Origin of the sequence: Burkholderia sp. 9779_493 (assembly GCF_015712215.1) — a bacterium.
Lineage (GTDB): Bacteria > Pseudomonadota > Gammaproteobacteria > Burkholderiales > Burkholderiaceae > Burkholderia > Burkholderia cenocepacia.
Window position 1 is genome coordinate 24,785 of the sequence record NZ_JACCQA010000013.1, and the last position, 23,678, is coordinate 48,462.

19 protein-coding genes are annotated in these 23,678 nt (G+C 67.5%); 14 read left to right on the top strand and 5 right to left on the bottom strand.

What is annotated here, in order from left to right; translation table 11 throughout:
- Positions 1–46: 46 nt before the first annotated feature.
- Entirely contained in the window at positions 47–808 is a 762-nt protein-coding gene (locus tag H0X95_RS15310; RefSeq protein WP_006481964.1) for an ABC transporter permease, read from the bottom strand.
- A gap of 3 nt (positions 809–811) precedes the next feature.
- On the bottom strand, positions 812–1,756 hold the full coding sequence (locus H0X95_RS15315; protein ID WP_006481959.1) for an ABC transporter ATP-binding protein: 945 nt from the start codon (positions 1,754–1,756) through the stop codon (positions 812–814).
- A gap of 424 nt (positions 1,757–2,180) precedes the next feature.
- Between H0X95_RS15315 and H0X95_RS15320 the strand changes: the two genes are divergently transcribed.
- From H0X95_RS15320 to H0X95_RS15345, 6 genes are all read left to right on the top strand, one after another.
- A complete protein-coding gene (locus H0X95_RS15320; RefSeq protein WP_006482698.1) occupies positions 2,181–2,477 on the top strand; it encodes a cupin domain-containing protein in 297 nt (98 codons plus the stop codon).
- A 629-nt stretch (positions 2,478–3,106) separates the two neighbouring features.
- The gene (locus H0X95_RS15325) at positions 3,107–4,705 is read left to right on the top strand and encodes a DUF2957 domain-containing protein (RefSeq protein WP_059721818.1); all 1,599 of its coding nucleotides are present in this window, start codon (positions 3,107–3,109) and stop codon (positions 4,703–4,705) included.
- A gap of 71 nt (positions 4,706–4,776) precedes the next feature.
- On the top strand, positions 4,777–6,030 hold the full coding sequence (locus H0X95_RS15330) for a DUF2957 domain-containing protein (protein ID WP_006482703.1): 1,254 nt from the start codon (positions 4,777–4,779) through the stop codon (positions 6,028–6,030).
- Between the two features lie 73 nt (positions 6,031–6,103).
- Entirely contained in the window at positions 6,104–6,928 is an 825-nt protein-coding gene (locus H0X95_RS15335) for an OmpW/AlkL family protein (RefSeq protein WP_006482693.1), read from the top strand.
- Positions 6,929–7,049: 121 nt separating this feature from the next.
- Positions 7,050–7,553, top strand: a complete 504-nt coding sequence (locus tag H0X95_RS15340; RefSeq protein WP_006480638.1) for a hypothetical protein — start codon at positions 7,050–7,052, stop codon at positions 7,551–7,553.
- Between the two features lie 413 nt (positions 7,554–7,966).
- The gene (locus H0X95_RS15345) at positions 7,967–9,070 is read left to right on the top strand and encodes a hypothetical protein (protein ID WP_059721820.1); all 1,104 of its coding nucleotides are present in this window, start codon (positions 7,967–7,969) and stop codon (positions 9,068–9,070) included.
- A 73-nt stretch (positions 9,071–9,143) separates the two neighbouring features.
- On the opposite strand, the gene betA is transcribed toward H0X95_RS15345, so the two are convergent.
- Genes betA through betI form a run of 3 tightly spaced genes read right to left on the bottom strand, consistent with a single transcriptional unit; the run spans position 9,144 to position 12,947 of the window.
- Complete coding sequence (gene betA / locus H0X95_RS15350) at positions 9,144–10,844, bottom strand: choline dehydrogenase (protein WP_006498730.1); 1,701 nt, start codon at positions 10,842–10,844, stop codon at positions 9,144–9,146.
- A gap of 16 nt (positions 10,845–10,860) precedes the next feature.
- Positions 10,861–12,330 (bottom strand): betaine-aldehyde dehydrogenase, encoded by a 1,470-nt coding sequence (gene betB, locus H0X95_RS15355; protein WP_058903467.1) that lies wholly within the window; start codon positions 12,328–12,330, stop codon positions 10,861–10,863.
- 32 nt (positions 12,331–12,362) lie between these two features.
- Entirely contained in the window at positions 12,363–12,947 is a 585-nt protein-coding gene (gene betI, locus H0X95_RS15360) for a transcriptional regulator BetI (protein WP_006482690.1), read from the bottom strand.
- Positions 12,948–13,668: 721 nt separating this feature from the next.
- Here betI and H0X95_RS15365 point away from each other — a divergent pair.
- The 8 genes from H0X95_RS15365 to fdhA all read left to right on the top strand — a co-directional run bounded on the left by H0X95_RS15365 (position 13,669) and on the right by fdhA (position 23,540).
- Positions 13,669–14,571: an alpha/beta fold hydrolase gene (locus tag H0X95_RS15365; protein WP_006498732.1), complete on the top strand. Its 903-nt coding sequence runs from the start codon at positions 13,669–13,671 to the stop codon at positions 14,569–14,571.
- Between the two features lie 67 nt (positions 14,572–14,638).
- Positions 14,639–15,208, top strand: coding sequence for a methyltransferase family protein (locus H0X95_RS15370; protein WP_006482692.1), 570 nt, complete (start codon positions 14,639–14,641; stop codon positions 15,206–15,208).
- 17 nt (positions 15,209–15,225) lie between these two features.
- Complete coding sequence (locus H0X95_RS15375) at positions 15,226–16,509, top strand: glycosyltransferase (RefSeq protein WP_196446098.1); 1,284 nt, start codon at positions 15,226–15,228, stop codon at positions 16,507–16,509.
- Complete coding sequence (locus tag H0X95_RS15380) at positions 16,506–18,113, top strand: DHA2 family efflux MFS transporter permease subunit (RefSeq protein ID WP_059721823.1); 1,608 nt, start codon at positions 16,506–16,508, stop codon at positions 18,111–18,113. The genes H0X95_RS15375 and H0X95_RS15380 overlap by 4 nt, the downstream gene beginning before the upstream one ends.
- A gap of 10 nt (positions 18,114–18,123) precedes the next feature.
- Positions 18,124–19,062 (top strand): glycosyltransferase family 2 protein, encoded by a 939-nt coding sequence (locus H0X95_RS15385; protein WP_006482184.1) that lies wholly within the window; start codon positions 18,124–18,126, stop codon positions 19,060–19,062.
- 2 nt (positions 19,063–19,064) lie between these two features.
- On the top strand, positions 19,065–20,927 hold the full coding sequence (locus tag H0X95_RS15390; RefSeq protein ID WP_059721824.1) for an efflux transporter outer membrane subunit: 1,863 nt from the start codon (positions 19,065–19,067) through the stop codon (positions 20,925–20,927).
- Entirely contained in the window at positions 20,927–22,117 is a 1,191-nt protein-coding gene (locus H0X95_RS15395) for an HlyD family secretion protein (RefSeq protein WP_059721826.1), read from the top strand. The genes H0X95_RS15390 and H0X95_RS15395 overlap by 1 nt, the downstream gene beginning before the upstream one ends.
- Positions 22,118–22,343: 226 nt before the next feature.
- Positions 22,344–23,540, top strand: coding sequence for a formaldehyde dehydrogenase, glutathione-independent (fdhA, locus tag H0X95_RS15400; protein WP_006488979.1), 1,197 nt, complete (start codon positions 22,344–22,346; stop codon positions 23,538–23,540).
- Positions 23,541–23,678 lie beyond the last annotated feature (138 nt).

The window sequence follows — 23,678 nt, forward strand, 5'->3', positions numbered from 1 at the left end:
TTGCCGAAATGCGTCATCGGCGGGCGGCGCGCGACGCCCGCTCGCGTCAGTTCTTCAGCTTGTAGCCGGTGCGGAACATCCACGCGACGATCGCGAGCAGGATCACGAGGAACAGCGCGGTCGCGGCGAGGCTGATCCACACGTGCACGTCGGCGATCCCGTAGAACGACCAGCGAAAGCCGCTGATCAGGTAGACGATCGGGTTGAACAGCGTGACCACGCGCCACGCTGGCGGCAGCATGTCGACCGAGTAGAAGCTGCCGCCCAAGAAGGTGAGCGGCGTGATGATCAGCAGCGGCACGAGCTGCAGTTTCTCGAAGCTGTCGGCCCAGATGCCGATCACGAAGCCGAACAGGCTGAACGTGACGGCCGTCAGCACCAGGAACAGCACCATCCAGAACGGATGCAGGATGTGCAGCGGCACGAACAGGCCGGCCGTGGCGAGGATGATCACGCCGAGCAGGATCGACTTCGATGCGGCCGCGCCGACGTACGCGATCACGATCTCCCAGTACGACACGGGCGCGGACAGGATCTCGTAGATCGTGCCGGTGAAGCGCGGGAAGTAGATGCCGAACGACGCGTTCGAGATGCTCTGCGACAGCAGCGACAGCATCACGAGGCCCGGCACGATGAACGACCCGTAGCCGATGCCGTTCACGTCGCTGATGCGCGAGCCGATCGCGGAGCCGAACACGACGAAATACAGCGACGTCGAGATCACCGGCGCGATGATGCTCTGCATCAGCGTGCGGCGCGTGCGGGCCATTTCTGCGCGGTAGATCGCGCGGATTCCATGCCAGTTCATGGGTCAGGCTCCTTGCACGCCGTTGCGGCGGTTGTCGATCAGGCTGACGAAAATGTCCTCCAGCGAGCTCTGCGTCGTGTGCAGGTCGCGAAAGCCGATGCCGGCCGAGCCGAGCGCGTTGATCAGCTTCGCGATGCTCGCGTCGTCGCGCTGCGAGTCGTACGTATAGACGAGCGCGGCGCCGTCTTCCGCGCGTTCGAGACCGAACGGCGCGAGCGCGGGCGGCACCTCCGCGAGCGGCTGCTCGAGTTGCACGGTCAGCTGCTTCTTGCCGAGCTTGCGCATCAGTTCGCGCTTTTCCTCGACGAGCACGAGCTCGCCGCCGAGGATGATGCCGATCCGGTCGGCCATCTCTTCGGCTTCCTCGATGTAGTGCGTGGTCAGCAGGATCGTCACGCCGCTTTCGCGCAGCGAATCGACGAGCTTCCACATGTCGCGGCGCAGTTCGACGTCGACGCCGGCCGTGGGTTCGTCGAGGAACAGGATGCGCGGCTCATGCGACAGCGCCTTCGCGATCATCACGCGGCGCTTCATGCCGCCCGACAGCGTCATCAGCTTGTTGTCGCGCTTGTCCCACAGCGACAGCGCCTTCAGCGTCTTCTCGATGTACGCGGGATCGGGCGCCTTGCCGAACAGGCCGCGGCTGAACGACACGGTGGCCCAGACGGTTTCGAACGCGTCGGTGGTCAGCTCCTGCGGCACGAGGCCGATCATTTCGCGGGCCGCGCGGTATTGATCGCGGATGTCGTGGCCGCCGACCGTCACGCGGCCTTCGGTCGGCGTGACGATGCCGCAGATCGAGCCGATCAGCGTCGTCTTGCCGGCGCCGTTCGGCCCGAGCAGCGCGAAGATCTCGCCGGGGCGGATGTCGAGGGTCACGTGCTTCAGCGCCTGGAAGCCGGACGCGTAAGTCTTGGAGAGGTCGGAGACGGAAAGGATCGGTTGCATGCTCACGGATGGCACGGCCGCCCGGCGCGACGGCGGGCGCCGCGCGTGCCCGGCGCCGCCGCCGCTGCGAAGCGGCCGGGACCGGGGACGGCATGGCGAACGGGCGTCATGTCGAACGGCAGGGTAGTGCGGGATCGCGGGACCGCCATATTAGCAATCGGCAGATCGAAATGCATTCTGATGGAAAGGCTGGGCTGGACTGGCGCCGGATTTGCGGGAATTGCGGTGATATCGCTCAACGATTTGGCGTTTTATTTGAATGATGCGAATAATCCGGATGGTTTTCCGCGAATCGGGCCGCGAGCGCGTTGCCGCTCGACGGGCGGGCCGACTGTGCTGCCTGCCGTCCCTCGCGCCGTACCGGGACGGCACGCGTGGCGCTCGCGATAATGCGTGCCTTTCACGGTGATACGGAGCGGGGCGCATGTCTTTGATCGATTTCAAGTCCGTGGCGGACGCGCAGGCCGCCGCATGGAAATCCACGATCGTCGGCGAAGTCGGGCCGGCCCGGATCAAGGTGCTGCGCATGGATGCGCAGCCTTACGAAGCGGAAGTGCACGACTACAACGAGGGGCTGCTGGTGCTCGACGGCACGCTGAGGCTCGAGGTCGAGGCGGAAACGGTCGTGGTCGGCGCCGGGCAGATGTATCTCGCGCGCGCCGGCACGCGCCACGCGGTGCTGCCCGGCAGCCACGGCACGCTCGCGATCATCGACGTATGAGGTGCGCCGCAACATGCGTGCGGGCCGCCGAGGGCCGGCTGGCCTGGCTCGGCGCGGATTGTCGTCCGTCGTTCAAACGCGTGTTCCATGGTCCGTGTATTTGTCTGAGCAAATAAAATGAAGGCTGTTTGAAAATCTGTCAAATACCGTATGAACGCTAGGATCGCGCGGTTTCATCCGTTTGGAACTCTGCATCCATTTACTTGTGGGAATGGTCCGATCATAGTCTCGACAAACGACGCATCACGATAACGAATCAAGCGTACGTATGGAGACCACACCATGAGACGCCTATCCGCGGGGCCAGCCGGACTGCCGTTTCCCGATTTTTCGCTGAATGCAGGCGCGACGCAGGTCGCGTGCCTGCCTCGTCACCACGCCGTGTAGCGGCGAACCGTAGCGACAAGCTACTTTCCGTTTCGATCGTTCCGACGGCGCCGTGCCGCATGACGGCGCTGCGGGAGCGCGCTCGTCTGCCGCCGCGGCATGTGCCGCATCTGCCTGACCGGCATCGCGGCGGCCTTGCGTGCATCGTCATGCGCCGCGCCTTCGTGCGGCGGCGCGATACCAACCGGCGGGCCATGCAGCCCGGCCGGACGAGACTTGTCGTACCTGAAAAGGAGGGGTTGATGATTTGCATTCCTGAATGGCGGAAGGCGGTCCTGTCGTGCGCGGTACTGGCGCTGCCGTTCGTCGCCGGTTGCGGCGGCGGCGACGATCCGGGGCCGATCACCGTGCCGCAGTGCTCGGGTAGCGCCTGCGGGCCGAGCGGCGCCGACACGACGCCGCCCGTCGTGACGAAGCTGTGTCCCGACGCGCTCGATTACACGACGACGTACACGGGCGGCGCCGGCAGCGGCGAATACGTGAAGGTGAAGTTCGACACGACGAAGCTCACCTACCAGCTGCAGTTCATCGAATCGTCGGTGCCGACCTCGGCGGGGCAAGTCAACAACACGCGCGCGGGCCTGACGATCAGCGGTGCATTCCATCATCCGACTAATCTCCCGACGGCCGAGCAGAACCGTTGCGCGTTCGTGCTCGACAGCGGCGCGACGAGCGACGGCGCGTATTCGGTGACGATCAACCGCGCCGACCCGCCGATGCTGTTCGTCGGCAATGGCGTGGTGGGCGGCGGGATTCCGGGGGCGACGATTGCGTTCGCCGGTATCCCGCTGCTTCCGGGCATCACGCTCGGCGTCGTACCGTCGCGCACCTTCGATTTCTATCCGTTCATCGGCTTCACCGACACGGAGACGGACTTCAGGAAAGTGGCGGGCAACTACAACGAGGTAGGCATCCATCTGTCGCCCATCGGCGGTGACGGTCAGAGCCCGACCGGGGCGGTCGGCTGGGAATCCGACGTCGTCAACTGGAATCAGACGTTGAACGCGGACGGTTCGTGTTCGATCACGCAGGGCAGCGACTACTCGTGTCAGACGACCGGGACGCCGTGGGCGCTGCGCAAGAACGCGGACGGATCGGCGGACAATGTGTTCGTGAGCAATCCGGCCGGCGGGGCAGGGTATCCGATCGCGGGACAGGGCTCGACGCTGATCATTGCACCGAGCCAGGCGAAAGGCATCATGATCGTCGGCAGGCTGAACGGCGTACTGGTGCCGATCGTGATTCGTGTCGGCTACACGCACGTCGATACGGTCAATCTGCTCGCATCGGTCGCCGATGCCGAAGTCGGCATCTCGATGCTGTCGTCGACGAAAGCGATTGCCGCGAACTCCCTGAAGGGCGGGTACATCGGCGCGACCAGCGCCTCTGCATGCGGCATCGTGACATCCAGCGGCCAGGGGAACAAGTTGGCGTCGGCGGGGCCGAGCTTCAACCCCAACGTGCCGCACCCGGACCTGCCCGGCATCTTCGCCAACAACGCCTTCTATTCGGTAGCCGGCAGTTGCAACGACGGCACCGCGGTGTCGACGCTGGCCGCGAACTATACGTCCACGCTGTTCCAGGGCAGTACCGCGGCGTTCATCGATCCGCAGACGTCGTCGGTCACCTCGCAGTTCGCGCTGGACTATACGCAGGCCACGCCCGGCAAGATCAAGGTGACGGCCGCGCAGGACTTCAACGCGAAGGGCGCGAACGGCAACGCGGCGATCTTCGGCAAGGGCGACACGGGCTGGCTCGTGACGGCCGGCAACGTCTACGCGATGGTCGTCAACAACAACAAGGTCAACCCGTTCTTCACGATCGGCGCGTTCGTCCAGTAACCCCGCATTGAACACGTCACACCGGCGGCGCATGCGTCGCCGCCGGTGAATCGAATTTCAAGAGGATTCCTATGAATGTGAAACATTGGATGGTCGCGGCGTCGCTCGCGCCCGTGCTGGCCGCCTGCGGCGGTGACGGCGACCCGCCGCCCGCGCCGGTGGTCCGGCTGTGCCCGCAGACGATCGACTACAACACGGTGTTCATCGGCGGCTCCGGGTCGGGCGAGCTCGTGAAGGTGCAGCTCGACACGACGAAGATGACGTACCGGATGACCTACCTCGCGTCGCCGGTGCCCGCCACCACCGGTACCGTGCAGCCGACGCGCGACACCGCGCCCGCGAACGTGGTCGACGGCACGCTGGCCGACGAGACGGGGCTGCCGACGGTGAAGCTGAACCAGTGCACGTTCCGGATGCAGAACGCGAGCCTCGACCCGAGCCGGCCCGCGCGGCTGTTCCTCGGCGAAGGCGTGCTGGGCGGCGCGATCCCCGGCGCGACGATCCAGTTCGACGGCGTGATCGGCGTCGGCAAGATCACGAAGACGACGTTCCCGTACTACCCGTTCATCAGCTTCTCGTCGCTGGAAACCGACCTGACGAAGATCGCCGGCACGTACAACCAGCTCGGCTATCACCAGGTGCCGTCGCAGAACTTCCAGCCGGTGGCGCTCGACCAGCAGGTGACGATCAACGCGGATGGCAGCTACACGGAAACCGACAACTTCGGCAAGAAGAACGGCGGGCAGCCGCTTGCGTCGAGCGCGACGGTGAATCAGCCGTTCACGCTGCGCCCCGATGCGCCGGCATTCCAGTCGCTGAACTACCAGCCGCAGATTCCACCGACGCTCGCCGCGCTCGATCCGGCGAAGGCCGGCAAGGGGATCCTGATCGTCGGCAAGCTGCGCAACCAGCTCGTGCCGATCTTCATCCGCACCGGCGCCGCGAACGCGGACCTCACGCAAGGCCCGCCGAGCGCGGACGACGAATCGGGGATCTCGTTCCTGAGCCCGCGGACGGCGATCGCGCAGGGCTCGCAGGACGGCGAGTACACGGGCGTCGACAGCGCGTTCAACTACCGCGCGACCGCGCTCGTTGGCGCGCAGGCCACGCTGCTCGATCCGTTCAACGCATCGCAGGCCGCGCTCACGCGCGCGCTGAACCTCGACTACACGCAGAAGGTGCCGGGCGTCGTGACGACCGTGCATGCGGATGCGGCGTCGGGGCCAGCGACCGGCAAGTTCGTGTTCACCGGCGGCGTGTTCGGGTTCCTCGACATGGCCGATACGAGCAACCCGTACTTCACGGTCGGCGCGTTCGTGCAGTGACCGCGTGTGGATGGAGACACGGCGGCGCCGCGCGCGAAGGCGCGGCGCCCGGACAGAATGAGGGGGAGACTTCATGAAGAAGCTGATTGTCGCGGGTGTCGTCGCAGGCGTATCGACGCTCGCATCGGCCCAGCAGGCGGGCGACAACGTCGCGACGCTGGGCTGGCTGCACATCATGCCGCAGGATTCGACCAACGGGCTGACGACGAATCTTGCGAACATGCCGATCAACGGACCGTTGCGCCTGCCCGGTTCGTTCACGTCGCCGGGCACGAGCCTGACGGTCAACAACGCCGATACGGTCGGCCTCACGCTCACGCACTTCTTCACCGATCACATCGCGGTGACGTCGGTGCTCGGCGTGCCGCCGGAATTCACGCTGACCGGACACGGGGTGATCAAGCCGCCTGGCCCGGCCGGCGCGCTCGGTTCGGTCAACATGGACAATCCGGCGAACCAGCCGGCCGTGAAGAACGCGCGGCAGTGGAGCCCGACGATCATTCTGCAGTACTACTTCAATTCGTCGACGGCGAAGTTTCGTCCGTTCGTCGGGATCGGCGTGGCCTACAGCTGGTTCAGCAACATCGAACTGAATGGCAACTTCGCGAGGGACATCAACGAGAACCTCGGCAGCGTGCTCGCCGCCGGCGCCGGCAAGCCGGGGGCAACGTCGGTGGAGGGCAAGGCGTCGTCGTCGTTCACGCCGGTCTACAACATCGGCGCGAGCTACGCGATCGACAAGCACTGGGGGCTCACGGCGACGCTGACGTACATGCCGCTGAAGACCTACTCGTCGCTCGTGATCAAGGCGGCCGACGGGTCGACGCTCGCGACCACGCGCACGAAGTTGAAGGCCGATCCGCTGATCACGTTCGTCGGGATTTCCTACAAGTTCTGAGCCGACCGGCGCGCATGACGCGTGCCGGCGGCTTCCTGCGACCGGCTGGCCGGATCGTTCCGGCCGGACGGTCGCGTTCCTGGCGGCGTGCCGCCATTTGTGAAGAGAGGGGGCAGTTCAAATGAGCATTCGCAAAATCGTATCGCTTGTTGCTGCAGTGGCTTTCACCGCGGTTTCGGCCGCGCCTGCTTTCGCCGTCACCGTTTCGCGTGCCGACGGCCAGCCGATGAATCCGAACGGCGAGCCGTTCTCGGCGACGGGGCTCACGAATCTCAGCAAGGGATCGATCAACGCCAGCTGTACCGCGACCTTCAACGGCACGATCACGTCGACCGGCATCGTCAACATCACGTCGACGACGTTCGCGGGCGGCGCGACGTGCGGCCTGATCAGCGGCAGCGCGAGCAGCACGTCGCCGTGGACGGGGCAGGCCGACAGCACGACGCAGCTGTCGATCAACAACGTGAAGGTCAACGTCACGCTGCTCGGCACCTGCGGGCCGAGCAAGGTCGTGACCGCGTGGAGCGACGCGAACTCGTCGCTGGCGTTCAACAACTCCGTGCTGACGCCGGACTGCACGGTGACCGGTACGGTCCTGACGTCGCCGAAGTTCCACGTGCAGTAAGCGTCGCGCGAGCGAAGCGGGAACCCGCCGCGCGCGAGGGCCGTGCATGCGGTATGCGCGGCGGGTTTTCGCGGCTTCGATGGGTTCGCGCCGTCGCGCGTATCGGCGCGGCGGCCGGATTCGTCCGACAGCGTGGTCGTGTATGCCGCCATCCATGTATTGCCGAAGCGCCGCGTGCAGTAGGCGCCGCGAAGCGGGGCGCCCGCCGCGCATGTGAACCGCGCGGCGCATACGCGAGTTTCCGCATCTCCGATTCATGCGAGCCGTCATGCTTACCAGCGCGACGGCCGGTTGCCCGCCCGTGTCGCGATCCGATACGGGCGGACTTGCAGGGCCGGCGTGGCGTGTATTGCGCCACCCGATCCGATTGAAACAAAACCAGGCCAATTGACCAGAACCATCCCGGACGACCCATGCTGACCGATCCAGCAAAGTATGGCGATGCCCGCGGCGCGACGCCCGACCGGCTGCGCACGGCCGCGTGGTTGCAGTACCTGATCGACCATATCGACACGCCGGTTTGCGCGATGGCGCCAACCGGCGTGGGCGACGCGACCGTCGCCGCTTCGCACGCGATCCGTGCGGGCGCAGGCGCGAACCTCTCCCGCGAAGCGACTGCGGTTCTTCATCGGCTCGTCCCGTGGATCGCGACGGACGGCGGCGGTTGCGCATGCGACCCGACCGATCCGCCCGGCGCGTGCTCGCATGTGCCTTCGGTCCAGCAACTCGCCGAGGCCGAGCGTTGCTGCCCCGGCTCGCGTGCCGTATTCGACACCGCGCACGGCGTGATCGGTGCATGCACGTTCGACGATCCCGACGTCGGCTGGGCCGCGCTTGAACGGATTGCCGATGGCGTCGAATGCGCAGGCCGCGACTCGGGCGCGCGCATCGCGGCTCGACATGACGGGCGGTGCGAGACGCCGCCTGCAAAGAACCTGAGAGACAGGCTGGCCGCTATCGCGGCAACACCGACTCGTCCCGGCGCGGTCATCGATGCGACCGTGTTGCGCGTATGCGGCCCGCGCGACGACGCGGCGCGCGTCGACGAGATGGCCGCACTCGCGATGTTCGCGGCCGAACTCGCCGCGGGCAACGGCGTTTCCGTTCAGGCGTACGGCGGTCGGCACAACTTCGTCGCGCAAGCGATCAGAACGCATCGCACCGATCTCGCGTCGAAGGACGGGCTGCTTGCTGCACTTGCCGTGTGCCGGCTCGATCGACTCGTTGGCGCCGGCAGCTTCTGGGCCTGCTACCTGCTGGCGGGCATCGTGATCGCCGCGCCGGACACGGTTCGGGAAATCGGCCACCGGTTTTGGGGCGACACATGGCAAACGTGGCTCGACCACGTGCTCGCATGGCCGGCGGTCAGCCGCTTCGGGGTGAAGGAAGATGTCGCATTCGACCGCCTGCGTGACGCGATGAGCCTGACGTCGCGCAGGAACCCGATCGTCCGCGCCAAGCGGATGCGCGGTGTTTCGGCAGCCCGGCCACGCAGCGCAAACGAGAAGGCGCAATGAAATGCGGCTCGCGGCGAGAACGCCGCGAGCCGCGCGGGTGGTATCGCGGCGCCCGGGCAGGCGCCTGCCTGCATCAGACCGTCTCGGGTTGCCGCACGGCCTTCGCGACATTCCTCGCCGGTGCGCCGTTCGCGACGAAGTACGGCACGTCGACCCGCGCGAGCGGCGTGCGGCCGCGGATCTTGTCGGCGATCTTCTCGGCGATCATGATCGTCGGCGCGTTCAGGTTGCCGGTCGTGATGATCGGCATGATCGACGCGTCGACGACGCGCAGCCCTTCGAGTCCGTGCACGCGGCCTTCTTCATCGACCACCGCCATGTCGTCGTAACCCATCTTGCACGAGCACGACGGATGGAATGCGGTTTCGGCGCGGGCCCGCACGAATGCGTCGAGTTCCTTGTCGGTCTTGCAGTCGGCGCCCGGATTCAGCTCGCGGCCGCGATAGCGGTCGAGCGCAGGCTGTCGCATGATCTCGCGCGTCGCGCGGATCGCATCGCGGAACTCGCGCCAGTCGAGCGCTTCGGCCATGTAGTTGAACAGGATGCTCGGATGGTCGTTCGGATCGCGCGAGCGCAGCTTCACGCGGCCGCGGCTTGGCGAACGCATCGAGCCGACGTGCGCCTGGAAACCGTGCATCTCGATCGCGTTCGAGCCGTTGTAGTTGATCGCCACCGGCAGGAAGTGATACTGGATGTTGGGCCACGGATCGTCGTCGCGCGTGCGGATGAAGCCGCCCGCCTCGAAGTGGTTGCTCGCGCCGAGGCCCGTGCCGTTCAGCATCCATTCGAGGCCGATCTTCGGCTGGTTCCACCACTTGAGCGCCGGGTACAGCGAGACGGGCTCCTTGCACTCGTACTGGATGTACATCTCCAGGTGGTCCTGCAGGTTCTGGCCGACGCCGGGCAGGTCGAGCACGACGGGAATGTCGAGTGCCTTCAGCCATGCGCCGGGGCCGACGCCCGAGCGCTGCAGCAGTTGCGGCGATGCGATCGCGCCGCTGCAAACGAGCACTTCGCGACGCGCATGCGCGGTCGCGCGCTCGCTGCCGCGCAGGTAGGTGACGCCCGACGCGCGCTTGCCGTCGAACAGGATGCGGTCGGCGAGCGCGTGCGTGACGATCTCGAGGTTCGGCCGCGCCTTCGCCTGGTCGAGGTAGCCGCGCGCGGTGCTCGCGCGGCGGCCCTTCGGCGTGACGGTGCGGTCCATCGGTCCGAAGCCTTCCTGCTGGTAACCGTTCAGGTCGTCGGTGCGCGGATAGCCGGCCTGCACGCCTGCGTCGACCATCGCTTCGAACAGCGGGTTCACGCCCGGCTTGCTGGTCGTGACCGACACGGGGCCGCTGCCGCCGTGATAGTCGTTCGGGCCGACGTCGCGCGTCTCGGCTTTCTTGAAGTACGGCAGGCAGTCGAGATACGTCCAGTTCTCGAGGCCCTTGTGCGTCGACCAGTTGTCGTAGTCGAGCGCATTGCCGCGGATGTAGCACATCCCGTTGATCAGCGACGAGCCGCCGAGCCCCTTGCCGCGGCCGCATTCCATCCGGCGGTTGTCCATGTGCGGCTCGGGATCGGTCTCGTACGCCCAGTTGTAGCGGCGGCCCTGCAGCGGATAGGCGAGGGCGGCCGGCATCTGCGTGCGGAAGTCGAAGCGGTAGTCGGGGCCGCCCGCTTCGAGCAGCAGCACCGTGACGTCCGGATCTTCCGTCAGGCGCGTTGCGAGCACGTTGCCCGCGGAACCCGCGCCGCAGATGATGTAGTCGTATTCGCGTGTCGTCATGACGGATCTCCTTGTCTTAAAACACCGGGTTGTAGCGGCCGAGCTCGACCTGCACCGACTTGATGCGAGTGTAGTGCTCGAGCGTCGTGATGCCGTTCTCGCGCCCGACACCGGATTGCTTGTATCCGCCAACCGGCATTTCTGCCGGCGACTCGCCCCACGTGTTGATCCAGCAGATGCCGGCTTCGAGGCGATGGATCGTGCGGTGCGCGCGCGACAGGTTCTCGGTCACGACACCGGCCGCGAGCCCGTAGTGCGTGTCGTTCGCACGCGCGATCACTTCGTCCTCCGATTCGAAATCGAGGATGCTCATCACCGGCCCGAAAATCTCCTCGCGCACGATCTTCATGTCGTCGCGGCAGTCGCCGAACACGGTCGGCGCGACGTACTGGCCGCTGCCGAAGTGGCCGTCGGTCAGGCGCGTGCCGCCCGCGAGCAGCTTCGCGCCTTCGGCCTTGCCGCTCTCGATGAAGCCGAGCACCTTGTCGAGCTGCGCGGCCGACACGAGCGGGCCGAAGTTGGTGTCGGCATCGGTCGGCTTGCCGACGCGGATGCGTTTCACGCGTTCGAGCACCTTCTGCGTGAATGCGTCCTTGACCGAGCGGTGCACGAACACGCGCGTGCCGTTCGTGCAGACCTGGCCGGAGCTGAAGAAGTTGGCGGTGACCGCGATGTCGGCCGCGCGGTCGAGGTCCGCATCGTCGAACACGATCAGCGGCGACTTGCCGCCAAGCTCCATCGTCACTTCCTTCAGCGACGAGGCGCCGGCCAGCGACATCACCTTCTTGCCGGTTTCGACGCCGCCGGTGAACGACACCTTCGCGATGTCCGGATGGCCGGTGAGCAGCGCGCCGACCGAGCCGTCGCCCTGCACGACGTTGAACACGCCGGCCGGCACGCCGGCTTCCGTATAGATTTCCGCGAGCTTCAGCGCGGTCAGCGGCGTGACTTCGCTCGGCTTGAACACCATTGCGTTGCCGGCCGCGAGCGCGGGCGCCGTCTTCCAGCAGGCGATCTGGATCGGGTAGTTCCACGCGCCGATGCCCGCGCACACGCCGAGCGGCTCGCGGCGCGTATAGACGAACGACTCGGCGCGCAGCGGCACCTGCAGCCCTTCGATCGCGGTCGCGAGGCCCGCGTAGTACTCGATCACGTCCGCGCCGGTGACGATGTCGACTGCGAGCGTCTCGCCGATCGGCTTGCCGGTGTCGCGCGTTTCGATGGCCGCGAGTTCGTCGTTGCGTTCGCGCAGCAGGTCGACCGCGCGGCGCAGGATGCGCGAGCGCTGCATCGCGGTCATCGCGGCCCATTCGCGCTGGCCGTCCCGAGCGGACGCCACGGCGCGGTCGACGTCGGCCGCGCTCGCCTGCTGCACCTGCGCGAGCAGTTCGCCGGTGGCGGGATCGAAGGTGTCGAAAGTCTTGCCGCTGGTGGCGTCGACGTAACCGCCGCCGATGTAGAGGCGCTGCAAACCGTATACGGACATGAGGATCTCCTTGAGGGCGACTGCGTGACGCGTCAGTCGGACGCGAGCAGCAGGTCGATGTAATCGTGGGCGAGCTTCAACGCGGCTCGGGTGTCGATCGGGCCGCCGGCGAGTGCGCCGCGCAGCCACAGGCCGTCGATCAGCGCGGCGAGGCCGCTGGCGGCTTCGCGCGCTTTCGTCCGCGGCAATGCTTTCGCGAACTCGGCGCACAGGTTCGAATGAAGGCGCCGCGTGTTCACGTGCTGCAGGCGCTTGAGCATCGGGTCGTGCATGCTCTGCGACCAGAATGCGAGCCACGTCTTCATCACCGGCGCGCTGACCTGCGTGTCGTCGAAGTTCGCGGCGACGACCGCGCGCAACCGCGAACGCGGGTCCTTGCGTGCGGCGACGCGGCGACGCGTGGTGGCCGACCACAGGTCGCGCAGCACGTGTCGCATCGTCGCTTCGAGCAGGCCGTCCTTGTCGCCGAAGTAATGGCTGACGATGCCCGTCGAGATGTTCGCGCGTTGCGCGACCGATGCGAGCGTCGTGCCGGGCAGGCCCGCTTCGTCGATCGAGCGCAGCGTGGCGTCGATCAACTGTGCGCGGCGTATCTCCCGCATTCCGACTTTCGGCATCGCGACTCCCTTCGCCCGGGCGGGCCGTCCATGGAAGTCGAGAGCTTATCGGTTTTTTATTGATCGTTCAATCAACAAAAAATCGGGGCCGAACGAGGTGCGGTGTTCTAAACGGGGCACGGTCGTTCGTCGCGAGCGTCATGTGCAGGTGCGGAAAAACGCCTTGAAAGAACGTTAATTAAGTTTGAATCTGTTTAAAACGGTTCATGAAAAAATGACGCAATGCGATGGACCGTTTCCCCACCTGTTTCTATTACAAATCGAAAGAGTGTCGAAATCTGCAACATTATTCACGATGTGAAATTGTCAAATCGGATTGTGAAGATGCGCGGTTTTCTAAAAACCGTTTCAATCGGTCGATTGAAATGATGTAATTGATTGAAAACAATGCGTATTTACGGATTTTTGAATGCCGGCGTGGACTGCTCGCAAACGATTGCGTTCGTTCTTTTTGGGATTCCGCATACCATAGAAATTGATGAAAAAATTTGAATCCGGCGTATTTCCGGGCCGAGTAGAGGGATTTTTGGAATGACTTGAGTCAGTAATATCGACCGTATTAGTATGGCGCCGCACTACGAGGAATGAATGGCGCCGCCGGTCATTGCCGCGGTGCGTCGGCAATGGCCGCGCGGACGGATCGCGCGCCTGGCCGGCGCCAGCCATTGCGCACCTGCAGCATGCCGCGACGTCGAGACGCCGCATCCACCGGAGAACGACGATGCCGACCGAAAAACACGTGGTCCCGCTGCCGAATGGTCTGAAGGTCTACGTCGAACGGAACGTGTTCGACCCGGCGTTCGACACGGCGATGCTCGTCAACGGCGCGCTCGCGACGACCGCGTCGTTCGGCCAGACCGTCCAGTATCTCGGCGAGCGGATGAACACGATCTGCTTCGACCTGCCGTATGCGGGGCAGTCGCGCCAGCACAATCCCGGCTGCTTCATCCTGACCAAGGACGACGAAGCCGCGATCCTCCAATACCTGGTCGAGCACTTCGCGCCGTCGTTCCTCGTGTCGGTGTCGTGGGGCGGCGTCGCGTCGCTGTTCGCGCTCGCGCGCGGCTGCCCGAGCGTGCGGCGCGCGGCGATCTGTTCGTTCTCGCCGTTCCTGAACGACGCGATGGTCGACTACGTGACGCGCGCCCGCGACCACATCGCGGCCGGCGAGAACCTGAAGGCCGCGCAGTTGCTGAACGACACCGTCGGCCGTTATCTGCCGCGCATCATGAAGCTGTACAACTACCGGTATCTGACGCGCCTGCCGCGCGACGAGCAGGACCAGGTCGCGTTCCACGTCGACCAGATCCTGTCGCTGCAGCCCGAGCGCTATTTCAGCGAATTCGCGAACATCGGCTGCGAGCTGCTGTTCCTGAACGGCGAGCGCGACGAATACACGACGCCGGCCGACGTGCGGCAACTCGGCGCGCACGTGGCGCGCGCGCGGTTCGCGACGGTGCCGGACGCCGGCCACTTCCTCGACATCGAAGGCCGTGCGCAGCGCGAATACACCCGTGCCGCGTTGCTCGATTTCTTCTGTGGCGAAGCGTCCGTCGCGGCCGGCATCGCACGTGCGACCGCGCCGGCGTGCATACCCGCACCGATGCACGCGCTGTCGTCGTGACGCCATCCGCCGCGCATCGCGTTCGTCCCGCGTATCCGAATTCCCATCCCAACGAGGCAGGCCAGCCGTGAATATCGTTCAGACCATCGCCATCGTCGTTCCGTGGGCCGCGTGGCTCGCGTACTGGATCGCCACGTCGCAGGGCGTCAAGACGACCGTGCGCAAGGAGGCGTCGCGCTCGCGCACGCTGCAGTCGATTCCGCTGATCGTCGGCGGCGCGCTGATCATCCTGCCCGATCCGTCGTGGCAGGCGCTCGTGCCCGACTGGCAGCGCTTCGGGCTGCAGGCGCAGTGCGGGCTCGCGGTGCTGGTGGCCGGCCTGCTGTTTTCGGTGTGGGCGCGGCTGCATCTCGGCACGAACTGGAGCGTGTCGGTCACGCTGAAGGAAAACCACGAACTCGTGCGCACGGGGCCGTATGCGCTCGTGCGTCATCCGATCTACACCGGCTGCCTGATCGCGCTGGTCGGCGCCGCGCTGATCGGCGGCGAATGGCGCGGTGCGATCGGCGTGCTGCTCGTGTTCGCGTCGCTCGCATACAAGGTGCGCGTCGAGGAGAGCTGGCTGACCGGATATTTCGGGCCGGCGTATACGCAGTACCGCCGCGAGGTCGCGGCGCTGATCCCTGGCTTCTACTGACACCCGCGAGGCGCGCGATGGCGAAGATGATCGTGACCGCGATCGGCTCGGCGGGCGACGTGCATCCGCTGCTCGGCATCGCGCGCACGCTCGCCGCGCGCGGTCACGACGTCGTGTTCTGCACGCATGCGCCGTTCGAGGCGGCCGTGCGCCGCTGCGGGTTCGCGTTCGTGCCGGTCGGCACCGCGGCGGAATACGACGTGGCGATGGCGAACCCCGCGCTGTGGGATCCGCGCACGTCGTTCCGCACGCTGTGGCAGGTGATCGCGCCGACGTTGCGCCCGCATTACGATGCGCTGCGCGCGCTGGCCGATGCCGACACGGTGCTGGTCGGCACGCTGTGGGCGTTCTCCGCGCGCTTCATGCAGGAACTGCACGGCACGCCGTACGTGTCGGTGCAGGTGTCGCCGTCGACACTGCTGTCCGCGCATGCGCCGCCCACTCACCCGCGCCTGACGATTCCCGCGCGCTGGCCGCTGCCGGTGAAATCGGCGCTGATGACGCTGATCGAGCGGCAGGTGCTCGACCGCGTGTGCGGCCCCGCGCTCGACGCGGTACGCCGCGAGCTCGGGCTGCCACCCGCGCGGCGCGTGCTCGGCCGCTGGCTGCATTCGACCGACGGCGTGCTGTGCCTGTTCCCCGGCTGGTTCGCGCCGCCGCAGCCCGACTGGCCGTCGAATCATCTGCAAAGCGGTTTTCCGTTGTTCAACGATATCGCGACACCCGACGATGATGTGGCACTCGATGCGTTTCTCGCGGCCGGCGAAGCCCCGGTCGTGTTCACGGCCGGGTCGACGCTCGTCGATCATGCGGCGTATGCGCGTGCGGTGGCGGACGCGCTGCGCGCGACCGGCGCGCGCGGCATCCTGCTGACGCCGCACGATGCGGCGCCCGGCGGCGACCGGCTGCTCGTGCGCCGCTTCGTGCCGATGCGCACGTTGCTGCCGCGTTGCCGCGCGCTCGTGCATCACGGCGGGATCGGCACGGCGGCGCTCGCGTGCGAAGCCGGCATCGTGCAGGTCGTCACGCCGTTCGCGCACGATCAGTTCGACAACGCGCAGCGCGTCGTCGCAAACGGCTGCGGCGTGCGGGTCGACGGCCCGCTCGACGGCGCGCGGCTCGGCGCGGCGCTCGCGCGCGTACTCGACGAACCCGCGTTCGCGGTGCATGCGGAACGTACGCGCGCGCTGCTCGCGGCCGCGCCGGACGGCTGCGACGCGGCCGCCGGTTTCATCGAACGGTTCGTGCCCAGGCGCGGGCGCCTGGCCGCGCGGGCCGATGTCGCGGTGGCCGGCGCATGAGCGCCGCGTCGCCGCTTCACGACGGGCCCGTCGCGCCGTCCGCGTTCGACGCGCCGGCGCCCGCGCCCGCGCCCGCGCCCGCCGCGCAGCCGGTAAGCGGCATCCGGCTCGCGCTGCTGACGTTCGCGCTGTCGCTCGCGACCTTCATCGAGGTGCTCGACTCGACCGTGACGAACGTCGCGGTGCCGGCGATCTCGGGCAGTCTCGGCGTATCGAACAGCCAGGGCACGTGGGTGATCAGTTCGTATTCGGTCGCGGCCGCGATCGCGGTGCCGCTCACCGGCTGGCTGGCCCGCCGCGTCGGCGAGCTGCGGCTGTTCGTCGGCGCGGTGCTGCTGTTCACGCTGACGTCGCTGCTGTGCGGGCTCGCGCGCGACCTGCACGTGCTCGTGATCTGCCGCGCGCTGCAGGGATTGTGTTCGGGGCCGATGGTGCCGCTGTCGCAGACGATCCTGCTGCGCACCTTTGCGCCGACCAAACGCACGATCGCGCTCGCGCTGTGGGCGATGACGGTGCTGCTCGCGCCGATCTTCGGGCCGGTGGTCGGCGGCTGGATCGTCGACAACTTCTCGTGGCCGTGGATCTTCCTGATCAATTTGCCGATCGGGCTGTTCTCGTTCGCGGTCTGCACCGCGATGCTGCGCCCCGACGCGCAGCGCGGCGCGGCCGGCCCGATCGACGTGCCGGGCATCGTGCTGCTCGTGATCGGCGTCGGCTCGCTGCAGGCGATGCTCGATCTCGGCCACGACCGCGGCTGGTTCGATTCGCCGCTGATCGTCACGCTCGCGGTGGTCGCGGCGCTCGCGATCGTGTCGCTGCTGATCTGGGAAGCGGGCGAAGCGCATCCCGTGGTCGACCTGAGCCTGTTTCGCGACCGCACGTTCTCGTTCTGCGTGCTGATCATCTCGCTCGGGATGATGAGCTTCTCCGTGGTCGGCGTGGTGTTTCCGCTGTGGATGCAGGCCGTGATGGGCTACAACGCGTTTCATGCGGGGCTCGCGACCGCGTCGCTCGGCGTGCTCGCGCTCGTGTTCTCGATCCTCGTCGGGCTGCATGCGCACCGCTTCGACGCGCGGGTGCTCGCGACGTTCGGCTTTCTCGTGTTCGCCGCCGTGCTCGCATGGGACGCGCATTTCACGCTGAAGATGACGTTCGCGCAGATCGCGGCACCCGGGTTGATCCAGGGCATCGGGCTGCCGTGCTTCTTCATCCCGCTGACCGCCGCGACGCTGTCGCGCATTCCGGACGACCGGCTCGCCGCCGCGTCGAGCCTGTCGAATTTCCTGCGCACACTGTCGGCCGCGTTCGGCACCGCGATGAGCGTGACGCTGTGGGACAACCGCGCGACCTATCACTACGACGTCGTGTCGCAATCGGTCACGCATGCGTCGGCGAACACGCAACGCTTCGTGCATGCGCTGAACGCGATGGGCGTGGACGGCGTGCGCGAGCTGACGACGCTGCACCACGTCGTGATGCAGCAGGCCTACATGATGGCGACCAACGACATGTTCTGGATGGCGAGCATGACGTGTCTCGCGCTCGCGGCGATGATGTGGCTGACGCGCCCCAAGCGCGGCGCGGCCGCGTCGTTCGGGCATTGAGGAGCGGACCATGACGACACTCGGCGCACTCGTGATCCTGTATCACCCGAGCGACGCGCAGCTCGACGCGCTGCGCGGATGGCGGCACGCGTGCGACGCGCTGCTCGTCGTCGACAACACGCCGCAGCCCGATGCGCGGGCTCGTGAACTGTGCGCACGCGAAGGCATCGCGCTGCTGCATCACGGCAATCGCGGCGGCATCGCGGGGGCGTACAACGCGGGGCTCGCGGCGCTGTTTCGCGACCGCGTCGACGCAGTCGCGCTGTTCGACCAGGATTCGTCGGTGCCGGCCGCGTATTTCCCGACGATGCGCGACGTCTGCGCGGGGCTCGCGGGGCGCGCGTTCCTGGCCGGCCCGCGCATCTTCGACGAGAACGCGCGCAGCTTCCTGCCCGAACTCGCGACCAACGGCATCGGCTTGCGCCGCCTGCGCATCGAGCCGGGCACGCCGATGCAGCGCTGCGCATTCCTGATCTCGTCCGGCTGCGTCGTGTCGCGCGACGCGTTCGACGTGCTCGGCCGGTTCGACGAGACGCTGTTCATCGATCACGTCGATACCGAATACAGCTTCCGCGCGCTGGCGCGCAACGTGCCGCTCTACGTCGTGCCGTCGCTGGTGCTGCCGCACCGGATCGGCGCGAAGCAGCGGCACGCGATCGGCCCTTTTGAAATGACGTCGATGAATCACTCGTGGCAACGGCGCTACTACAGCGCGCGCAATGCGGTGCAGCTCGGGATGCAGTACGGGCTGCGCTTTCCGGTGGCGCTCGTGCCGAACCTGCTGACCGTGTGGCAGGTCGTGCAGATCGCGCTCGTCGAGCGCGACAAGCGCGCGAAGCTGGCCGGCATCCTGTTCGGCGTCGCGGACGGCCTGTTCGGCCGGCTCGGCCCGCTCGAGCGCACGCGGCCGCGTCTGGCCGCGCGGGCGCAGCGCGTTCGACAGGGGTGACGATGCAGCCGACGAAGCAAGCGGCGGGTGTGCCGCGGGGCGTGAAGGGCGGTTCGTTGATCGCGGCGGCCGCCGCGGCAATGCTCGCACTGGGCGGATGCGTGCCGTCGGGCTTCCTGCCGTCGCTGTCGCTGCGTGCGCCGGCCGACGATGCGCTCGTGCATACCGCCGGCCCGGGCGCGAACGGCGCGTGGCCGGCGCCCGACTGGGTGAAGCAGTTGCAGGATCCGCAACTCGACGATCTGGTCGCCGAGGCGTCGCAGCACAACCCCGACCTGCAGGTCGCGCAGGCGCGGCTGAGGATCGCGCAGGCACAGCTTCAGCAATTCGATTCTCTGACCGGTTTGACGGGCACGGCCGGCGCGACGATCAGCCGGGCACGGATGCCGAAGCCCGGCGACATCGCCGACGTGACGGCCGGCGGCTATCGCGTGCCGGTGCAGATTTTCGGCGATCCGAACGTGTCGCCGTCGTCGATCTTCGTCGGGCTGAACTACCAGCTCGATCTGTGGGGCAAGAACCGCGCGGCGACGAAGAGCCTGATGTCGTTGCGCGACGCGGCCGGCGTCGAGGCCGAGCAGGTGCGGCTCACGCTCGCCGTCGCGATCGTCACCGTGTATTGCCAGCTCGACCAGGCGTACGCGGTGCGCGACCTGTTGCAGCAGAAGCTGAAGATCAGCCAGCGCGTGACGGCCGTGCTGCGCGAGCGCACCGCGCGCGGCCTCGACAACGCGTACGACGCGAGCGATGCGTCGATCAAGCGCAGCCGCCTGCTCGAACAGATCGCGCTGAACGACGAGCAGATCAAGCTCGCGCAATTGCAACTCGGCGTGCTGTCCGGCCGTGGCCCGGAGCGCGGGCTCGCGCTGCAGCGGCCGCGCGTCGGCGCGTTCGCGGGCGGCGCGGTGCCGGCGCGGCTGCCGGCCGATCTGCTCGGCCGCCGGCCCGACATCGTCGCCGCGCGGCTGCGGGTCGAGGCCGCGTTCGCGAATGCCGACTCGACACGCGCGCAGTTCTATCCGGACGTGAACCTCGTCGCGCTCGGCGGTGTGTTCGCACTGACGCCCGCGTCGCTGTTCTCGCGCGATTCGCTCGCGGGCTCCGTCGGCCCGGCGATTTCGCTGCCGATCTTCGATCGCGGCCGGCTGAAGGCGAAGCTCGGCGCGGACGTCGCGCAAGCCGACGTCGCGATCGGGTTGTACAACAAGACCGTCGACGACGCGCTCGGGCAGGTCGCGCAACTCGTCACGTCGCTGCAGACGTCGCAGACGCTCGTCGCGCAGCAGCAGGACGCGGTCGCGGCCGCGCAGAAGATCGTGCAGATCGCGGCGGATCGGCATCGGCGCGGCGTGCTGATGCAGAAGGACGTCGATGTCGCGGATCTCACGCTGATCGACGAGCGCACGCAGATGATCGCGTTGCTCGGCAAGCAGCGCACGCTCCGCGTGGGGTTGATCGGCGCGCTGGGTGGCGGGTTCGATGCGGGCGCAACGGTCGCGCAGGCGCAGACGCCGGCCGTGCATCAGGCGCGCGGCGGGGCGGCCCGGCGCGGGGCCGCGACTGCCGTGGCCGCGAACCGGGCGACGGTGGCGGGGCCTTCGAACGACTCGCCGGCGGCCAGTACGGCGAGCACGGCGATGTCGGCGGCCTTCGCCACGACGCGGGCCGCGCCCGCCCCTGAATCCGCGCGACGCGACGACACGGCGCGCCCGTCGACGATCGGCGCGACCCGTCCCGACGCAGCGCCTCGCGGCACGCCCGTGCTCGCGCGCACGGCCGCGGCGAGTCCGGCGCGGAGCGCGTCGCCGATGCCCGCGATTCCCGTCTTCCAGCACGATCGTCTGATCGTTACGCAAAGCGACTGATGCACCACGACAACCTTCATTCCGCCGCGCCGCCTGCCGCGCTGGACGACCCGGCCCTCGATGGGCGCCGCGCGACGCGCCGCAAGCGCTTCACCGTGTTCTTCGCGATCGTGCTGCTGGCCGCGATCGCATGGACCGCGTACTGGCTGTTGAGCGACCGCTATTACGAAGACACCGACGACGCGTACGTCGCGGGCAGCATCGTGCAGGTCGCCGCGCAGATCCCGGGCGCCGTGACCGACGTGGTGGTCGCCGATACGCAGGCCGTGCGCGCCGGGCAGACGCTCGTGCGGCTCGACGACACCGAGGCGTCCGTCGCATTCGCGCAGGCGAAGGCGCAGCTCGCGCAGGCCGTGCGCCAGGTCGCGAACGCGAAGATCTCGAACACGATGTACGTCGAGGCCGTGAATGCGCGGCGCGCCGACCTGTCGCTGGCGCAGCGCGCGCTCGCCGCGCGTTCGGGTGCATCGGTCGAGATCGTCGCGCCCGAAGAACTGGCACGGGCCCGCGCGGCCGTGGCCGGTGCGCAGGCGAACCTTGCGGCCGCGCAGGCGCAGCTCGACGCGGCGCGCGCGCTCGGCGGCAAGCTGCCCGTCGACGAAAGCCCGGCCGTCGTGCAGGCGGCCGCGCAGTTCAAGCTCGCGTACCGGAACCTGAAGCGCACGACGATCGTCGCGCCCGTCGACGGCACGGTCGGGCAGCGCTCGGTGCAGGTCGGCCAGCAGGTCGGGCCCGGCGTGCCGCTGATGTCGATCGTGCAGCTCGACCGGCTGTGGATCGAGGCGAATTTCAAGGAAGGGCAGATCCGCCACATGCGCGTCGGGCAGCCGGTCGAGGTCGTGTCGGATCTCTACGGCTCGCGCATCGCCTATCGCGGCCGCGTGCAGGGCTTCTCGGCGGGCACGGGCAGCGCGTTCTCGATGCTGCCGTCGCAGAACGCGGCCGGCAACTGGATCAAGGTCGTGCAGCGCGTGCCGGTCGTGATCGCGATCGATCCGCGCGATCTCGCCGCGCATCCGCTGCGCGTCGGGCTGTCGATGCGCGCGACGGTCGACACGCACGACCGCAACGGCCACGCGCTCGACAGCGAGCCGCCGACGCCCGCCGTCAGCACGCGCGTGCACGACGGCGTCGCGAGCGACGCGGAAGCGGCCGCCGCCGCGATCATCCGCGAGAATCAGGGTGGGTAGCGCCGGCCCGTCGAGGTTGGGCCGGCCGCAAGGGCCGGTCCGACCCCCGGTAGATTCCCGCCCGACTTTCGTATTTCCGCCATCGATGTCGGCGCCGATCAAACGCATGTCGCGTTTGAGACATCGGCGCCCCTGCCTCCCGGACTACTCTCGAACAGCACGTTGCGCGTGCGCCGCAAGGGCCGGCGCGCCGCGGCGCCATCCAACGAGACATGGAGACAATACGATGAGCAGCAATCGAGGTGTCGTCTATCTTGGACCGGGCCAGGTCGAAGTCCAGAAAATCGATTATCCGAAGATGGTCGACCCGAGCGGCCGCGCGATCGGCCACGGCGTGATCCTGAAAGTGGTCAGCACGAACATCTGCGGCTCCGACCAGCACATGGTGCGCGGCCGGACGACCGCGCCGGTCGGCCTCGTGCTCGGTCACGAGATCACCGGCGAAGTGGTCGAAGTGGGCCGCGACGTCGAGACGCTGAAGCTCGGCGATCTCGTGTCGGTGCCGTTCAACGTCGCGTGCGGCCGCTGCGCGATGTGCAAGGACACGCATACGGGCGTGTGCCTGAACGTGAACCCGTCGCGTGCCGGCGGCGCGTACGGCTACGTCGACATGGGCGGCTGGATCGGCGGCCAGGCCGAGTACGTGCTCGTGCCGTATGCCGATTTCAACCTGCTGAAATTCCCGGATCGCGACCAGGCGATGGCGAAGATCCGCGACCTGACCTGCCTGTCCGACATTCTGCCGACCGGTTATCACGGTGCGGTGAGCGCCGGCGTGAAACCCGGTTCGACGGTCTATATCGCGGGCGCGGGCCCGGTCGGGATGGCGGCGGCCGCATCGGCGCGCCTGCTCGGCGCGGCCGTGACGATCGTCGGCGACATGAACGCGGAACGTCTCGCGCATGCACGGGCGATGGGGTTCGAGACGGTCGATCTGTCCAAGGACGCGTCGCTCGGCGAGCAGATCGAGCAGATCCTCGGCGTGCCCGAGATCGACTGCGCGGTCGATTGCGTCGGCTTCGAGGCGCACGGCCACGGCTCGTCGGGCCATGCGGAGGAAGCGCCCGCGACGGTGCTGAACTCGCTGATGGAAATCACGCGCCCGGCCGGCGCGATCGGCATCCCGGGCCTGTACGTGACGGACGATCCGGGCGCGAAGGACAAGGCCGCGCAGCACGGCAGCCTGAGCATCCGCTTCGGCCTCGGCTGGGCGAAGTCGCATTCGTTCTTCACGGGCCAGACGCCGGTGCTCAAGTACAACCGCAACCTGATGCAGGCGATCCTGTTCGACCGGCTGCCGATCGCGAAGATCGTCAACGTCGAAGTGATCTCGCTCGATCAGGCGCCGGAAGGGTACAAGAAGTTCGACGGCGGCGCGCCGCGCAAATTCGTCATCGACCCGCACGGGTTGCTGGCGGCGTGATGCACTAGCGTTCGACACGCGCCACACGAAGCGGGCGGTTCCGGAAACGGGCCGCCCGTTTTCGTTGCCGGAGCAAAGGCGGGGCCGCGCAATTGCTGCGATAATCATCGCCCGTTCCCGAACCCTCCACCGCCGCGC

Excerpts from the sequence above, each read along its gene's own strand:
- H0X95_RS15345 (WP_059721820.1), top strand. The coding sequence starts at position 7,967 with ATGCTGACCGATCCAGCAAAGTATGGCGATGCCCGCGGCGCGACGCCC.
- H0X95_RS15325 (WP_059721818.1), top strand. The coding sequence starts at position 3,107 with ATGATTTGCATTCCTGAATGGCGGAAGGCGGTCCTGTCGTGCGCGGTA.
- H0X95_RS15385 (WP_006482184.1), top strand. The coding sequence starts at position 18,124 with ATGACGACACTCGGCGCACTCGTGATCCTGTATCACCCGAGCGACGCG.
- betB (WP_058903467.1), bottom strand. The coding sequence starts at position 12,330 with ATGTCCGTATACGGTTTGCAGCGCCTCTACATCGGCGGCGGTTACGTC.
- betA (WP_006498730.1), bottom strand. The coding sequence starts at position 10,844 with ATGACGACACGCGAATACGACTACATCATCTGCGGCGCGGGTTCCGCG.
- H0X95_RS15365 (WP_006498732.1), top strand. The coding sequence starts at position 13,669 with ATGCCGACCGAAAAACACGTGGTCCCGCTGCCGAATGGTCTGAAGGTC.
- betI (WP_006482690.1), bottom strand. The coding sequence starts at position 12,947 with ATGCCGAAAGTCGGAATGCGGGAGATACGCCGCGCACAGTTGATCGAC.
- fdhA (WP_006488979.1), top strand. The coding sequence starts at position 22,344 with ATGAGCAGCAATCGAGGTGTCGTCTATCTTGGACCGGGCCAGGTCGAA.
- H0X95_RS15395 (WP_059721826.1), top strand. The coding sequence starts at position 20,927 with ATGCACCACGACAACCTTCATTCCGCCGCGCCGCCTGCCGCGCTGGAC.
- H0X95_RS15315 (WP_006481959.1), bottom strand. The coding sequence starts at position 1,756 with ATGCAACCGATCCTTTCCGTCTCCGACCTCTCCAAGACTTACGCGTCC.
- H0X95_RS15330 (WP_006482703.1), top strand. The coding sequence starts at position 4,777 with ATGAATGTGAAACATTGGATGGTCGCGGCGTCGCTCGCGCCCGTGCTG.
- H0X95_RS15390 (WP_059721824.1), top strand. The coding sequence starts at position 19,065 with ATGCAGCCGACGAAGCAAGCGGCGGGTGTGCCGCGGGGCGTGAAGGGC.
- H0X95_RS15375 (WP_196446098.1), top strand. The coding sequence starts at position 15,226 with ATGGCGAAGATGATCGTGACCGCGATCGGCTCGGCGGGCGACGTGCAT.
- H0X95_RS15335 (WP_006482693.1), top strand. The coding sequence starts at position 6,104 with ATGAAGAAGCTGATTGTCGCGGGTGTCGTCGCAGGCGTATCGACGCTC.
- H0X95_RS15380 (WP_059721823.1), top strand. The coding sequence starts at position 16,506 with ATGAGCGCCGCGTCGCCGCTTCACGACGGGCCCGTCGCGCCGTCCGCG.
- H0X95_RS15310 (WP_006481964.1), bottom strand. The coding sequence starts at position 808 with ATGAACTGGCATGGAATCCGCGCGATCTACCGCGCAGAAATGGCCCGC.
- H0X95_RS15340 (WP_006480638.1), top strand. The coding sequence starts at position 7,050 with ATGAGCATTCGCAAAATCGTATCGCTTGTTGCTGCAGTGGCTTTCACC.
- H0X95_RS15320 (WP_006482698.1), top strand. The coding sequence starts at position 2,181 with ATGTCTTTGATCGATTTCAAGTCCGTGGCGGACGCGCAGGCCGCCGCA.